Here is a 15,261-nt window from a genome sequence, read left to right on the forward strand (position 1 = left end):
AAATCCTTTCGGCTTGCGTATCCCTACTCGTGATTTATAAAAGCGAAATTATATACAAATATAACTTTAAAATTATTGAAATTTAAATTAATATTATATATTTTAAAATAAATTAAAGTTTTTTTTAGCTACATTAAAAATTTTTATAGTTTTATAAATTTAAGGTTATCTTTATGAATGAAAAATTTTCTAAAATAGGCTTTGTATTAGCGGTAGCAGGTTCAGCTGTTGGACTTGGAAATGCTTGGAAATTTCCAACTTTGGTAGGACAAAATGGAGGTTCAGCTTTTGTGCTTTTATATTTGCTTTTAACTTTGGGGGTAGGGTTTGTAATATTTTTGGCTGAACTTAGCATAGGAAAACTTAGTGAAAAAGATCCTGTAAATGCCTATTATACTTTAGCTCCAAAACATAAAAGAGCTTGGTCTATAGTTGGTTTTTCTTTAATAGGTGCTATTTTGATTGTTTCTTTTTATAGCGTGATAATAGGATGGATTGTTAAGTATGCTTATTTTGGGTTTTTTCCTTTACCAAAAAGTATAGAAGAAAGTGGCGCTATTTTTGGAAATTTACTTTCTAATGATGTTTTATCTCAATTTATATGTTTTACTTTTGTGTTTATAGTAATTTTTTATGTAGTATCAAAAGGTGTTAAAAGTGGCATAGAAAAACTCAATGTTTGGATGATGCCAAGCTTATTTATACTACTTATTTTAATGCTTGGATATTCTTTTAGTATGGATGGTTTTTCTAAAGCAAGTGAGTTTTTATTTTCTCCGGACTTTTCTAAGCTTAGTGTAGGAGCATTTTTAAGTGCATTGGGACTTGCTTGTTTTTCTTTATCTATTGGAGTGGGTTCAATTATAACTTATTCTGCAAGTTTATCTGATAAAACAAATTTTATTACAAGCACTATTAACATTATCATTATTAATATTATTATTGGTATTATGATGGGACTTATTGTATTTACTTTCATATTTGAATTTAATGGAGATCCAGCTCAACAAGGTCCAGGTTTGATTTTTGTATCTTTGATGAGTTTGTTTTCAAATATTGACCCAATTGGCTTTTTACCTTTGGGAAATATTTTAGCTGTGGCTTTTTTTATAGCTTTGTTTTTTGCAGGGATTACTTCAGCAGTTTCCATGATAGAACCTTTAACCTTTTATTTAATCAATTCTTATAATTTTACAAGAAAAAAAGCTTTGATTTTTATAGCTTTCATTGTGTATTTTTTGGGAAGTTTGTGTATTTTATCAGGAATTGAGTGGAGTAAAGATTCTTTAGAATTTTTTGGAAAAAGTTTTTTTGATATATTAGATTTTATTGCTTCAAATTTAATGATGCCTTTAGGTGGATTATTTGGTGCAATCTTTGTAGGTTTTGTGCTTAAAAAAGAAGCTTTACAAACTTTATTTTATCCTTATATGAGGGGTAAATACTTTGAGTGTTGGTATTTTTTTGTAAGATATATCTCGCCTTTAGCTGTGATTTTAATCATGGCAAAACAATTATTTTTTTAAGGTTAAAAGATGAATGAAAAATTTTCTAAAATAGGCTTTGTATTAGCGGTAGCAGGTTCAGCTGTTGGACTTGGAAATGCTTGGAAATTTCCAACTTTAGTGGGTAACAATGGTGGTTCAGCTTTTGTGGTGGTATATTTACTTTTAACCTTGGGTGTGGCTTTTGTGATATTTTTGGCTGAACTTAGCATAGGAAAACTTAGTGAAAAAGATCCTGTAAATGCTTATTATACTTTAGCGCCAAAAAATAAAAAGGCATGGTCATTTGCGGGATTTTTTATGCTTGGTGCTATTATTTTAGTGTCTTTTTATAGTGTTGTTATAGGTTGGATAGCAAAATATGCTTATTTTGGGTTTTTTGAACTACCTAAAGATACAAATGAAGCAGGCGCTATTTTTGGAAATTTACTTTCTAATGATGTTTTATCTCAATTTATATGTTTTACTTTTGTGTTTATAGTAATTTTTTATGTAGTATCAAAAGGTGTTAAAAGTGGCATAGAAAAACTCAATGTTTGGATGATGCCAAGCTTATTTATACTACTTATTTTAATGCTTGGATATTCTTTTAGTATGGATGGTTTTTCTAAAGCAAGTGAGTTTTTATTTGTACCTGATTTTTCAAAATTAAGTGTTAATTCTATATTAGACGCACTAGGGCTTGCATTTTTTAGTATGTCTTTGGGTGTATGTGTGATTTTAACTTATGCAGCAAGCTTGCCTGATAAAACAAATTTTATAAGCAGTGCTTTAAATATTATCATTATTAATACTATCATTGGTTTGATGATGGGACTTATTGTATTTACTTTTATATTTGAATTCGGAGCCGATCCTACTCAACAAGGTCCAGGACTTATATTTATATCATTAACAACGCTTTTTGCAAAGTTAGGGTTTTTGGGAAATGTTTTAGCCATAGCCTTTTTTATAGCTTTATTTTTTGCAGGGATTACTTCGGCTATTTCTATGATAGAACCTTTTACTTTTTATCTTATAAATCGTTATCAAATTTCAAGAAAAAAAGCTTTGGTTTTTGTGGGTATGATTGTTTATTTTCTTGGAAGTTTATCTATACTTTCTTTTTATCATGTAAGTGCATCAAGTTTAAATTTCTTTGGGAAAAGTTTTTTTGATATTTTAGACTTTTTCATACAAAATTTATTAATGCCAATTTCTGCTTTAATTACAGCATTTTTTGTGGGTTTTGTGCTTAAAAAAGAAGCTTTACAAACTTTATTTTACCCATTTATGCGTGGGATATATTTTGAAATTTGGTATATCTTTTTAAGATACATTTCTCCATTAGCGGTTATTTTAATTATGGCTAGACAGCTTTTTTTCTAAGGTATTAAAATGAATGATAAATTTTCTAAAATAGGTTTTGTATTAGCAGTAGCAGGTGGAGCTATAGGGCTTGGAAATGCTTGGAAATTTCCAACCTTAGTAGGCCAAAATGGTGGTTTTGCTTTTGTACTTTTGTATTTACTTTTGACTATTAGTATAGGATTTTGTGTATTTTTGGCTGAAATTGCTATGGGAAGATTAAGTCAGAGTGATCCTGTAAATGCTTATAAAAGCTTAGCAACTAAATATGCTCAAAAATGGAAATTTGCTGGATTTTTTATGCTCGGTGGAATTTTTGTATTATCTTTTTATCTTGTTATTATGGGTTGGGTTTTAAAATATATGATAACTTCGATTTATTATCTACCTAGTAATACTCAAGAAGCAGGAGCTTTATTTGGAAATTTAATACAAAATAGTATTTTAGAAAGTAGTTTGTATTTTTTAATTGCTTTTTTTCTTACCTTGTTTGTTGTTTCAAGAGGGGTTAAAAGCGGTATAGAAAAACTTAATGTTTGGATTATGCCAAGTTTGTTTATTATGCTTGTTTTAATGCTAGTATATTGTTTTTTTCAAGATGGTTTTAAGGAAGCTTTTATTTATTTGTTTTATCCTGATTTTACCAAGCTTAGTTTAAACTCTGTTTTAACAGCTTTAGGTCTTGCTTTTTTTACTTTATGTTTAGGTATAGGTTGTATTACCACTTATGCAGCCTCTTTAAAAGATGATACAAATTTAATTACAAGTTCGGCCATAATTGTGCTTTTAAATATCAGTATAGGTTTGATGATGGGACTTATTGTATTTACTTTTATATTTAAATTTAATGCTAATCCTGCAGAAGGAGCTGGGCTTGTATTTATATCTTTAACAACTTTATTTTCTAATTTAGGTGCTATCTTTGGACATTTTTTAGCTTTTTATTTTTTCTTAGCTTTATTTTTTGCAGGGATTACCTCAGCAGTTTCTATGATAGAACCTTTTACTTTTTATCTTGTAAATGAATATAAAATTTCAAGAAAAAAAGCTTTGGTTTTTATAGGCTTTGTAGTCTTTCTTTTGGGAATGAGTTGTATTTTATCTTTTAGTGCTAATTATGGGGCTAGCTTTAGTTTTTTTGGTTTAAGTTTTTTTGATATTTTAGATAAATTAACTTCTAATTTTATGCTCCCACTTGGAGCTATTGCAAGTGCTATTTTCGTAGGATTTTTTGTGGAAAAAATAAAAATTTACAATTTATTTTCTAAGTTTATGAGTAGAAGTATTTTTGAAGTATGGTATTTTTTACTTAGATTTGTTGCACCTATTGCGATTATTATCATTATGTTAAATCAAATTTTATAAATTTATTTTTTAAGAAAGTAGAGTTATAATTGCAAAGATGTAAAAATAAGGAAAAATTATGGCTAAAAAGTTAATTGATGTGATGGATACCACATTTAGGGATGGTTTTCAATCTGTTTATGGTGCTAGAGTTTTAATGAATGATTTTTTTCCTGCCCTAGAAGCAGCTAAAGAAGCAGATATTAAGCATTTTGAATTTGGTGGTGGAGCTAGATTCCAAAGTTTATTTTTTTATTTAAACGAAAATGCTTTTGAAATGATGGACAAATTTAGAGCCATCGTTGGAAAAGATGCAAATTTACAAACTCTTGCAAGAGGGGTTAATACCGTAGCACTTGATACAGGTAGTAAAGAAATTATCAATTTGCATGCAAAAATGTTTGCAAAACACGGCACAACTACAATAAGAAATTTTGATGCATTAAATGATGTAAATAATTTAAAATTTAGTGGAGAATGTATAGTTAAACATGGCTTAAAACATGAAATTACTATTACTTTAATGGATTTACCTCCAAAATGTAAAGGTGCGCATGATGTGCCATTTTATGAAAGAATTTTAAAAGAAATCCTACAAGCTCAAATTCCTTTTGATAGTATTTGTTTTAAAGATGCAAGCGGAACTTCAAATCCAAATAAAATTTATGAAGTTATTAAAATGGCTAGAAAAAACCTGCCTGAAAATATGCATATAAGATTACATACGCATGAAACCGCAGGGGTAAGCATAGCATGCTATTTAGCGGCTTTAGAAGCAGGTGTTGATGGTATAGATTTAGCTGCAGCTCCTGTTAGTGGCGGTACTTCTCAACCTGATATTTTAACAATGCTTCATGCTCTAAAAGGAAGCAATTTTGATCTTGGTTTAGATGAAGAAAAAATTTTAAAATACGAAGAAGTGTTAAAAGATTGTTTAAAAGATTATTTTCTACCACCTGAAGCAACGGCGGTGAATCCTTTAATACCTTTTTCACCTATGCCAGGTGGAGCACTAACTGCTAATACACAAATGATGAGAGATAATAATATTTTAGATAAATTTCCTCAAGTTATAAAAGCTATGCAAGAAGTAGTAGAAAAAGGTGGTTATGGTACTTCTGTTACTCCTGTATCGCAGTTTTATTTCCAGCAAGCTTTTAATAATGTAATGTTTGGTCCTTGGAAAAAAATTGCAGATGGATATGGAAAAATGGTTTTAGGATATTTTGGAAAAACTCCTGTTGCTCCAGATCCTGAAGTAATTAAGCTTGCAAGCGAGCAATTAAAATTAGAACCAACTACAAAATTAGCCACAGATATTGCTGATGCTGATGAGAGCAAAAGTATAGCTTATATTAAAAACTTATTAGAAAAAGAAAATTTAGAAACAAGTGAAGAAAATATTTTTATCGTTGCAGCTTGTAAAGAAAAAGGCATAGCTTTCTTAAAAGGCGAAGCTAAGGTTAATGTTAGAAAAAATAGCAAATTAAAATCAAGTCTTATCGATGAAAATCAATTTACCGTTTCAGTTAATGGTAACAAATACCATGTAGAAGTAAGTGCAGGTTTTGATAGAGATGTTAATGTTAAAAGTGCTGTAAAAGTAAGTGCAGATAATGCAAAAGTTGCAAAAACTCAATTAAGTGATAATGCTATTGTTGCAAGTATGAATGCAAATGTGTTTAAAATTTTAGTTAAAGAAAATGATAGTGTAAAGGCAGGTCAAGTTGTAGCTGTACTTGAAGCTATGAAAATGGAAATTGAGATTAGTGCAAGTAAAGATGGAGAAATTGCAGAACTTTTAGTAAATGCTGGTGAGAGCGTAAGTGAAGGTCAAGCTTTAATGACTTATAAATAAGGAGGTAAAGATGAAAGGTTTAGAAAATTTAGGCTTAGAAAATATCGGACAAGTTTTTCACAATCTTAGCTATGATGAGCTTTTAAAGCACGAAAAAAACAATAATGAAGGTGTATGTACTAAAAATGGTACCTTTAGTGTAGATACAGGGATTTTTACTGGAAGAAGTCCTAAAGATAAATATTTTGTAAAACAAGATCCTTCGCAAAAATACATTGCTTGGGGTAAGATTAATCAGCCTATTAGTGAGAAATTATTTGAAAAGCTTTTAGCAAAAGCTAAAAAACAACTTAGTAATAGTGATATTTATATCCAAGATGCATATTGTGGAGCTTCGTTAAAAAGTCGTAAAGCTGTGCGTTTTGTAACTCAAATTGCATGGCAAGCACATTTTGTAAAAAATATGTTTATTCGTCCAAAAGAAGAAGAACTTAGTGAGTTTAAACCTGATTTTGTGGTGTATAATGCTTGCAAATGTATTAATGAAGATTATAAAAAAGATGGTTTAAATTCAGAGGTTTTTGTCATTTTTAACATAGAAAAAAATATAGCAGTAATTGGTGGAACTTGGTATGGTGGAGAGATGAAAAAAGGAATTTTTTCTATGATGAATTATTGGCTTCCACTAGAAAATAAACTTTCTATGCATTGTAGTGCTAATGTTGGAGAAAAAGGTGATGTAGCGCTTTTCTTTGGGCTTAGTGGTACAGGTAAAACTACTCTTTCAACTGATCCAAAAAGAAAATTAATAGGCGATGATGAGCATGGTTGGGATGATGAGGGTGTGTTTAATTTTGAAGGAGGTTGTTATGCAAAATGCATTAACCTTGATCCTCAAAGTGAACCAGAAATTTATGGAGCTATAAAGCAAAATGCACTTTTAGAAAATGTAGTTTTAAAAGATGATTTAAGCGTTGATTTCAATGATGGTTCTAAAACTGAAAATACTAGAGTTTCTTATCCGATAGAGCATATTTTAAATCACGAGCCAAGCCTTAGTGCAGGTCATCCTAGTAATATCATTTTCCTTTCAGCGGATGCTTTTGGTGTTTTACCTCCGGTTAGTAAGCTCAGTAAAGAACAAGCAATGTATTATTTTCTAAGTGGTTATACTGCTAAAGTAGCAGGTACTGAAAGAGGCATTACCGAACCTGTTGCGACTTTTTCAGCTTGTTTTGGAGAAGTGTTTTTGCCATTACATCCAACTGTTTATGCAAAACTTTTGGGCGAAAAAATCATCAAGCATAATGTAAATGTTTATCTGGTAAATACCGGTTGGAGCGGTGGAGCTTATGGTGTAGGTACAAGAATGAGCATTAAAGCTACTAGAGCTTGCATTAATGCGATTTTAGATGGTAGCATACAAAATTGTGAGTTTGAAAACTATGATTTATTTAATCTTGCAGTTCCAAAAGAATTAGCGGGTGTAGAAAGTAAGTTGTTAAACCCTGTTAATACTTGGGAGGATAAAAAAGCTTATGAAGAAACTAAATTAAAGCTTGCAAAAATGTTTATAGAAAATTTCAAACGCTATGAAGATGTAAAAGAAGGAGCAGAATTTAAACTAGCTGGTCCTGCTATCTAAAAAGAGTTAAGCTCTTTTTAGAATAAAGATTGAGGATTGATTTGGGTTTCTTTATTTTTTGGAAGCTCAAATCCACCTAACATATGAAAATGTAAATGAAAAACTTCTTGTCCGCTATTTTTTCCACAATTTGTGATTAATCTATACCCACTTTTATCAAGTCCTAAAAGAGTAGCTAGTTCTTGGATAAATTGTGTCATTTCACTCATTAATTCAGGTCTTAATTCTTGAAAGTTTTCAAAATGCTCTTTTGGAATGATTAAAATATGAATAGGTGCTTTAGGATTGATATCATGAAAAGCTAAAAATTTTTCACTTTCTAAAACTTTATTAGCAGGGATTTTTCCTTCTACGATTAGTTCAAATACGGTTTTTTCTCTCATTTAATAGTCCTTTTTTTATTATTTTTGCTAATTTTAAATAATTTTACATTAGAATGTTTAAAAAAAATTTAGTTGGAGCTAAAATTGCAAGATATGATAGAAAAAATTGCTTCTGTAAATACTTTAGCAGAGCTTGAAAATATAAAAGTAAGTGTTTTAGGAAAAAAAGGTATTTTGACTTTAGAATTTGCAAAGTTAAAAGATTTGCAAGGTGAAGAAAAAAAAGAATTTGCCAATGGTTTAAATAAAACAAGAGATGAATTTAATGAAGCTTATCAAATAAAATTAAAAGAATTAGAAGAAAAAGCTTTAAATGAAAAAATGAAACAAGATGTGCAAGATTTTAGCTTTTTTGATGAAACTTCAAATGCAGGTGCTTTGCACCCAATCATGCAAACTATGGATAAAATCATAGAGTATTTTACGACTTTAAATTTCAGCATAGAAAAAGGGCCTTTGATCGAGGATGATTTTCATAATTTTGAAGCATTGAATTTACCACAAAATCATCCTGCAAGAGATATGCAAGATACTTTTTATTTTGAAGATAAAACCTTGCTTAGATCTCAAACTTCTCCAGTTCAAATTAGAACTATGCTATCTCAAAAACCACCTATTAGAATGATAGCACCAGGTGCAGTTTTTAGAAGAGATTTTGATATTACTCATACCCCTATGTTTCATCAAGTAGAAGGACTTGTGGTAGAAGAAGGCGATAAGGTAAATTTTGCAAATTTAAAAGATATGCTAGAGCATTTTTTAAAACATATGTTTGGCGATGTAAAAGTGCGTTTTAGACCAAGCTTTTTTCCTTTTACAGAGCCATCTGCTGAAGTAGATATTTCTTGTGTGTTTTGTAAAGGTTGTGGATGTAGGGTTTGTAAGCAAACAGGATGGCTTGAAGTTTTAGGATGTGGCGTTGTTGATCCTAATGTTTATAAATTTGTTGGTTATAAAAATGTAAGTGGTTATGCTTTTGGTTTGGGTGTGGAGCGTTTTGCTATGCTTTTACATAAAATTCCTGATTTGCGTTCTATGTTTGAAGGTGATTTAAGATTATTGGAGCAATTTAGATGATTATTAGTAGAAATTGGTTAAATGAATGGATTGATTTAAGTGAAATACCAACACAAACTATAGTAAATACTTTAAATTCTATAGGATTAGAAGTTGATAGTTTCAAAAGTGTTAAAGCTCCCCAAAAAGTTGTAATAGGTAAGGTTTTAGAAAAAGTTAAACATGAAAATTCAGATAAATTGAATATTTGTAAAGTAGATGTTGGGAATGAAATTTTACAAATTGTTTGTGGGGCAAAAAATGTTGATAAAGATCAATTTGTGGCCGTATCTTTAGTAGGCGCAGTGCTTCCTAGCGGACTTGAGATAAAACCTGCTAAACTTAGAGGGGTTGAATCTATGGGTATGATTTGCTCTTCTAGTGAGCTTGGTTTTGGAAAAAGTAATGAAGGCATTATGGTTTTAGATGAAAACATGGGGGAATTAGTTCTAGGAAAAGCTTTAAATGATTATGAACTTTTTAATGATGAATTAATCGAGATAGAACTTACTCCAAATCGCGGAGATTGCTTGAGTTTATATGGTGTTGCTAGAGATTTAAGCGCGGCGCTTGATTTAAATTTAAAAGAATTAAACCCTTTAAAAGAAAGTGAAAATAGCGTAGGTATAGGAAGAATACTAAGTGTTAAAAATCAAAGTGATGTCGAAGGGTTTTTTACTTATAAAGCATTAGAGATTAAAGAAGAATTTAAGCTAAATATCATGATACAAATTCGTCTTGCATTGATTGAAGCATACAAAAATAATAACATAGAAAATCTTTTAACTTATGCAACTCATGCAAGTGGAGTGATTTTTTGTGCTTATGATTTTCATAAGCTTTGTCAAGATTGTCAAATCGATGAAAAGATTGTTTTAGAAATTAAAACTCAAGAACATGGGGAGTATGGAGTTTATTATAAAGATGAGATGATTGCTTTAGCAGGTATAGAGCAAGAAGATAAATTTAAAATCAATGATGAGAGTAAAATCATCATTATAGAAGCAAGCTATACTCATCCTCAAACTATAGCAAATGCAATAGCCTTTTATAAAAAGAAAAATGATACTATATATCGTTCTTTAAGAGGCAGTGAGCCTAAGCTTTCTTTGGGAATGGAGTATTTATTTAATGAGTGTTTAAAAATTAGCGCGATGAGCGTTTTTTCAGGAAGTCAACAAGTTTTTAAAGAAAATGAAGCAAATATTATTGGTATTTTTGGTGCAGAAATTGATAAAATCATTGGTATGCCTATAGATAAAAATAATTTAGTAAAAATTCTTAAAAAGCTAGGCTTTGAAATAAGTGTAGTAAATGATGAACAATTTAATATCAAAATCCCACTTCATCGCAGTGATATAGCAAATATAGCTGATATTAGTGAAGAGATAGTAAGAATTATTGGCATTGATAATATCCCATCAAAAGCTTTAGAATTTAAAGAAAAAAATCGCCTAAATAAAGTATATTTTGATTATCAAGAGCTTAAAAATTTAAGATTAAAAGCAAGTAGTAATGGATATTTTGAAAGTGTGCATTATGTTTTAGATAATGAAGAAGAATTAAGTCAATTAGGATTTAAATGCATTAAAAATAAGCTTATTAATCCTATCACCAATGAGCTTAATACTTTAAGAAGTACTTTGATAAATCATCTTTTAAATACAGCAAGCTTTAATCTAAGAAATTCAAAAAAGAAAATCAAACTTTTTGAGTGTGGCAGTGTTTTTGATGAGTTTTCAAACGAGCATGCTAAATTTGCAATGATCTTTAGTGGCTACAAAGAAGAAGCTAAAATCACAAATAAAGCTAAACCTGTTTTTGTAGATTTTTATACTTTTTTAGCAGAATTAAAAAGCATTATAGGTGAGTTTAGTTTGCAAAAATCAGAATACGCATTTTTAAGCCCATATGAGCAAGCAAATGTATATAAAAACGGTAAGCGCATAGGTTTTGTAGGTAGAGTGCATTTAAGTATAGAAAATAAAAGAGATTTGACTAAAACTTATATTTGTGAGCTTGATTTAGAAGGTTTAAAACAAGACTTTAAAATCGCTAAAGCTTATTCTAAATTTCCATCTATGAGCAGGGATTTAAGTATAGTTATACCTAAGGGTTTTGAATATGAAAAAATCAAACACACTATTGCTAAATTAGATATTGAAAGATTAGAAAGTTTTAGAGTGGTAGATTTATATACAGATGAGAATTTAGGCGATTTTTATAGCTTGACTATTAATTTAGTATTTAGAGATTTTGAAAAAACCTTAGAAGATAATATTATCCTTGAATATATTGATAAAATCATCAAAGTTTTAGATGATGAGCATGGTTTAAAACTTCGATGAAGATAAGTCCTATTGATTCTTTTAAAGTAGAGCTTGAAGATATAGCTTCTGATAAGTCTATATCTCATCGCTTTGCTATTTTTTCTTTGCTTACTCAAGGAACTTGTAAGATTAAAAATTATCTAAAAGCACAAGACACTTTACATACTTTAGCAATCATTCAAGCTTTAGGAGCTGAAGTTGAAGAAATTGATGGATTAATTTATATTAAAGCTCCAAAATATATAAAATCTCCAAATTGCGTTTTAGATTGTGGAAATTCAGGTACAGCTATGAGACTTTTAATAGGTTTTTTAAGTGCTATTGAAGATGAATTTTTTGCTCTTAGTGGAGATTGTTATTTAAATGCTAGGCCAATGAAGCGAGTGAGTGGGCCTTTGATGAGTTTAGGAGCTAAGATTTTTGGAAGAGCTAACGCAAATTTAGCGCCTATTTGCATACAAGGGGCTAAGTTAGATGGTTTTGACTTTAGTAGTAATATTGCTTCAGCTCAAGTAAAATCAGCTTTAATTTTAGCAGCTTTATTTGCCAAAAAAGAAAGTTATTTTAAAGAAGTTGAGCTTTCAAGAGATCATAGTGAGATTATGCTTAATAAAATGGGAGCTTGCATTGAGTATTTAAATGAGGATAAAACTTTTATCAAAATCAATCCTTTAAAAGAAAAATTAAAAGCATTTGAAGTATGTGTACCAAATGATCCATCATCAGCCTTTTACTTTGCCTTAGCTGCTTGTATTTTACCTCATTCAAAAGTAGTCTTAAAAAATGTTTTGTTAAATAAAACACGCATTGAAGCCTTTAAAATTTTAGAAAAAATGGGTGCAAAGATCACTTATAATATTACTAATGAAGATTTTGAAAGTATTGGAGAAATTTGTGTTGAAAGTACGCCTTTAAAGGCGGTAAATGTGAGTGAAAATATCGCATGGTTGATTGATGAAATTCCAGCTTTGGCTATAGCTTTTGCTTGTGCAAAAGGAAAAAGCATTATAAAAAATGCTAAAGAATTGCGCGTAAAAGAAAGTGATAGAATCAAATCAATTGTATTAAATTTGCAAAAATGTGGCATAAAAGTAAAAGAATTTGAAGATGGCTTTGAAGTAGAAGGCGGCGAAGTTAAAAATGCTAAAATAGAAAGCTTTGGAGATCATAGAATTGCGATGAGTTTTTTAATTTTAGGTTTAAGATGTGGAATGGAAGTGGATGATAGTGAATGCATCAAAACTTCTTTTCCAAATTTTATTGAGATTTTAAAGCAAATAGGAGCTAAGATTGGAGATTGAATTAGCAAAAAGTTATGGATTTTGTTTTGGAGTAAAAAGAGCTATTAAAAAAGCCGAGCAGATTAAAGATGCAGCTACTATAGGACCTTTAATTCATAATAATGAAGAAATCACAAGACTTTGGAAAAATTATAATGTTAAAACATTAAATGATATCAATGAATTAAACGCAGAAAAAAAAGCCATCATTAGAACCCATGGTATTACAAAGCAAGATTTAGAAAAATTAAAGCAAAAAGATATAGAAATTTTTGATGCAACTTGTCCTTTTGTGACTAAACCTCAAAAAATTTGTGAGCAAATGAGCAATGAAGGTTATGAAGTTGTTATTTTTGGGGATGAAAATCATCCTGAAGTAAAAGGGGTTAGAAGTTATGTAAGTACTAAAGCTTATGTAGTGCTTGATGAAAAAGAATTGCTTGATATTAAATTGCCTTCTAAAATTGCAGTAGTATCACAAACTACAAAAAAGATAGAAAAATTTATGGAGATTGTGAATTTTTTAATGCTTAGAGTTAAGGAAGTGCGTGTTTTTAATACAATATGTGATGCGACTTTTAAAAACCAAGAAGCAATCAATGAGCTTGCAAAAAAAAGTGATGTAATGATAATAGTTGGAGGGAAGAACTCAGCCAATACTAAACAGCTTTTTTTGATAGCAAAAAACTATTGTGAAGATAGTTATTTAATCGAAAATGAAAAAGAAATTCAGAAAGAATGGTTTAGCGGTAAAGAAAAATGTGGCATTAGTGCGGGTGCTTCTACACCTGATTGGGTGATTGATTTGGTTTTGGAAAAAATCAAAGAATACGCCAAAATTAACTAAGTTTAAAGAAAACAATACTATAATCAACAATTAAAATTTAAAACAAAGGACCACAATGAGCGAGGTGAACAAAAAAGTTCAAAACAGACTAGAGGATATTATCATAGAAGAAGATTTTGAGCAAATGCTTGAAGAATCTTTTAAGTCTGATGAGGAGGCAACTACACAAGGTATAATTGTCGCGATTAAAGGCGATGAGGTATTTGTAAATGTAGGACAAAAATCAGAAGGTATTTTAGTAGCAGAAGAAATTCAAAACGAAAAAGGCGAATTTATCTTCAAGGAAGGTGATACATTAGAAGTTGCTATAGTAGGTTCTCGCGGTGGCAGATCTTTACTTTCTCATAAAAAAGCTTTAAGAAAACAAAAAGTTAAAGAATTTATTAACAATTATAAAGATGATGAAAGTATATTTGATGTAAAAATCATTGGTAAAAATAGAGGTGGCTTTGTAGCTGTGGATGAAAATGGAGTGGAGTTTTTCCTACCAAAATCACAAAGCAGTTTTAAAGATTCAAATAATATTATCAATAAAACTTTTAAAGTTAAAATTATAAAAATAGATAAAGAAGCTCAGAGTATAGTAGTTTCTAGAAAAAAAATAGTAGATGAGGAAAGAAAAAAACGCAAAGAAATTATTTCAAATGTATTAAATCAAGAAGAAATTATAGAAGGTGTTGTTAAAAAAATCACTACTTACGGTATGTTTGTTGATGTAGGCGGTGTTGATGGTTTAGTTCATTATAGTGAAATTTCTTATAAAGGACCAGTAAATCCTAGTTCATTGTATAATGAAGGTGATAAAGTTCCTGTAAAAGTGATTAAATATGATAAAGATAAAAAACATCTTTCTTTATCTATAAAACTTGCTATGCCTGATCCTTGGGATGAAATCAAAGATGGTTTAGAAGTTGGCGATACTATTAAAGTTACGGTTTCAAATATAGAACCATATGGTGCTTTTGTAGATTTAGGAAATGATATAGAAGGATTTTTACATATAAGTGAAATTTCTTGGGATAAAAATGCTAAAAATCCAAAAGATTATATTAACGAAGGTCAAGAGCTTGATGTGGAAGTGATTGAAATTAATGCTAAAGAAAGAAGACTTAGAGTTTCTTTAAAAAATTTATTAGCAAAACCTTTTGATGAGTTTTTAAAATCATATAAAGTAGGTGATGTACTAAAAGGCAGTGTTACTTCCGTGACTAATTTTGGTGCCTTTATAAAAATTGCTAATTTAGAAGGTTTGTTGCATAATGAAGATGCTTCTTGGAATAGAAGTGATAAATGTAAAGATATGTATAAAGTTGGTGATGTTGTAGAAGTTAAAATCATTAAACTAGATAAAGAAAATCAAAAAATTTCTTTAAGCACTAAAGAATTACAAAAAAGTCCTGTTCAAGTTTATGCTCAAAAACACCAAGTAAATGATGTTATTTCTGGTAAAATTAGAGATATTAAAGATTTTGGAGTTTTTGTAGAGCTTGAAGAAGGCGTTGATGCGCTTATTCATAAAGAGGATTTAGGTAATATTGATTTTTCAAGTTTAAAAGTAGGTAATACAATAGAAGCTTTGATTGTTTTCATTGATGAAAAGAAAAATAGAATTCGTTTAAGCGTAAAAAGCCTTGCAAGAATGAAAGAAAGAGAAGCGTTAAATGAAATCAATGATAATGACAAAGTAACTTTAGGTGATATTATCAAAGATCAACTTTTATAATAA

The 15,261-nt window shown here is 29.6% G+C and carries 11 protein-coding genes; 10 read left to right on the plus strand and 1 reads right to left on the minus strand.

Going from position 1 to position 15,261, the window contains the following annotated elements; genetic code table 11:
* The first annotated feature begins 173 nt into the window (after positions 1 to 173).
* From L8V85_RS01860 to pckA, 5 genes are read left to right on the plus strand one after another with little or no spacing between them, the layout of a single operon-like run.
* The gene (locus L8V85_RS01860) at positions 174 to 1,526 is read left to right on the plus strand and encodes a sodium-dependent transporter (protein ID WP_258108779.1); all 1,353 of its coding nucleotides are present in this window, start codon (positions 174 to 176) and stop codon (positions 1,524 to 1,526) included.
* A 9-nt stretch (positions 1,527 to 1,535) separates the two neighbouring features.
* Complete coding sequence (locus tag L8V85_RS01865) at positions 1,536 to 2,873, plus strand: sodium-dependent transporter (RefSeq protein ID WP_263737359.1); 1,338 nt, start codon at positions 1,536 to 1,538, stop codon at positions 2,871 to 2,873.
* Positions 2,874 to 2,882: 9 nt separating this feature from the next.
* Entirely contained in the window at positions 2,883 to 4,217 is a 1,335-nt protein-coding gene (locus tag L8V85_RS01870) for a sodium-dependent transporter (protein ID WP_263737360.1), read from the plus strand.
* A gap of 58 nt (positions 4,218 to 4,275) precedes the next feature.
* Positions 4,276 to 6,054: a biotin/lipoyl-containing protein gene (locus L8V85_RS01875; RefSeq protein ID WP_263737361.1), complete on the plus strand. Its 1,779-nt coding sequence runs from the start codon at positions 4,276 to 4,278 to the stop codon at positions 6,052 to 6,054.
* Between the two features lie 10 nt (positions 6,055 to 6,064).
* Positions 6,065 to 7,639: a phosphoenolpyruvate carboxykinase (ATP) gene (pckA, locus tag L8V85_RS01880; protein WP_263737362.1), complete on the plus strand. Its 1,575-nt coding sequence runs from the start codon at positions 6,065 to 6,067 to the stop codon at positions 7,637 to 7,639.
* Positions 7,640 to 7,656: 17 nt separating this feature from the next.
* Here pckA and L8V85_RS01885 read toward each other — a convergent pair whose 3' ends face one another.
* Entirely contained in the window at positions 7,657 to 8,022 is a 366-nt protein-coding gene (locus L8V85_RS01885; protein WP_220566684.1) for a histidine triad nucleotide-binding protein, read from the minus strand.
* 84 nt (positions 8,023 to 8,106) lie between these two features.
* Between L8V85_RS01885 and pheS the strand changes: the two genes are divergently transcribed.
* From pheS to L8V85_RS01910, 5 genes are read left to right on the plus strand one after another with little or no spacing between them, the layout of a single operon-like run.
* The gene (gene pheS, locus L8V85_RS01890) at positions 8,107 to 9,099 is read left to right on the plus strand and encodes a phenylalanine--tRNA ligase subunit alpha (protein WP_263737363.1); all 993 of its coding nucleotides are present in this window, start codon (positions 8,107 to 8,109) and stop codon (positions 9,097 to 9,099) included.
* The gene (pheT, locus tag L8V85_RS01895) at positions 9,096 to 11,426 is read left to right on the plus strand and encodes a phenylalanine--tRNA ligase subunit beta (protein WP_263737364.1); all 2,331 of its coding nucleotides are present in this window, start codon (positions 9,096 to 9,098) and stop codon (positions 11,424 to 11,426) included. The genes pheS and pheT overlap by 4 nt, the downstream gene beginning before the upstream one ends.
* A complete protein-coding gene (aroA, locus tag L8V85_RS01900; RefSeq protein ID WP_263737365.1) occupies positions 11,423 to 12,709 on the plus strand; it encodes a 3-phosphoshikimate 1-carboxyvinyltransferase in 1,287 nt (428 codons plus the stop codon). The genes pheT and aroA overlap by 4 nt, the downstream gene beginning before the upstream one ends.
* A complete protein-coding gene (locus tag L8V85_RS01905; RefSeq protein ID WP_133319891.1) occupies positions 12,699 to 13,535 on the plus strand; it encodes a 4-hydroxy-3-methylbut-2-enyl diphosphate reductase in 837 nt (278 codons plus the stop codon). The genes aroA and L8V85_RS01905 overlap by 11 nt, the downstream gene beginning before the upstream one ends.
* A gap of 55 nt (positions 13,536 to 13,590) precedes the next feature.
* Positions 13,591 to 15,258, plus strand: a complete 1,668-nt coding sequence (locus L8V85_RS01910) for a 30S ribosomal protein S1 (protein ID WP_263661201.1) — start codon at positions 13,591 to 13,593, stop codon at positions 15,256 to 15,258.
* Positions 15,259 to 15,261 lie beyond the last annotated feature (3 nt).

It is taken from the genome of Campylobacter sp. IFREMER_LSEM_CL2090 (assembly GCF_025771865.1).
GTDB lineage: Bacteria > Campylobacterota > Campylobacteria > Campylobacterales > Campylobacteraceae > Campylobacter_D > Campylobacter_D lari_D.

Coding starts and splice junctions, on each gene's coding strand:
- L8V85_RS01910 (WP_263661201.1), top strand. CDS start 13,591: ATGAGCGAGGTGAACAAAAAAGTTCAAAACAGACTAGAGGATATTATC.
- L8V85_RS01865 (WP_263737359.1), top strand. CDS start 1,536: ATGAATGAAAAATTTTCTAAAATAGGCTTTGTATTAGCGGTAGCAGGT.
- aroA (WP_263737365.1), top strand. CDS start 11,423: ATGAAGATAAGTCCTATTGATTCTTTTAAAGTAGAGCTTGAAGATATA.
- L8V85_RS01860 (WP_258108779.1), top strand. CDS start 174: ATGAATGAAAAATTTTCTAAAATAGGCTTTGTATTAGCGGTAGCAGGT.
- pheT (WP_263737364.1), top strand. CDS start 9,096: ATGATTATTAGTAGAAATTGGTTAAATGAATGGATTGATTTAAGTGAA.
- L8V85_RS01875 (WP_263737361.1), top strand. CDS start 4,276: ATGGCTAAAAAGTTAATTGATGTGATGGATACCACATTTAGGGATGGT.
- pckA (WP_263737362.1), top strand. CDS start 6,065: ATGAAAGGTTTAGAAAATTTAGGCTTAGAAAATATCGGACAAGTTTTT.
- L8V85_RS01870 (WP_263737360.1), top strand. CDS start 2,883: ATGAATGATAAATTTTCTAAAATAGGTTTTGTATTAGCAGTAGCAGGT.
- L8V85_RS01885 (WP_220566684.1), bottom strand. CDS start 8,022: ATGAGAGAAAAAACCGTATTTGAACTAATCGTAGAAGGAAAAATCCCT.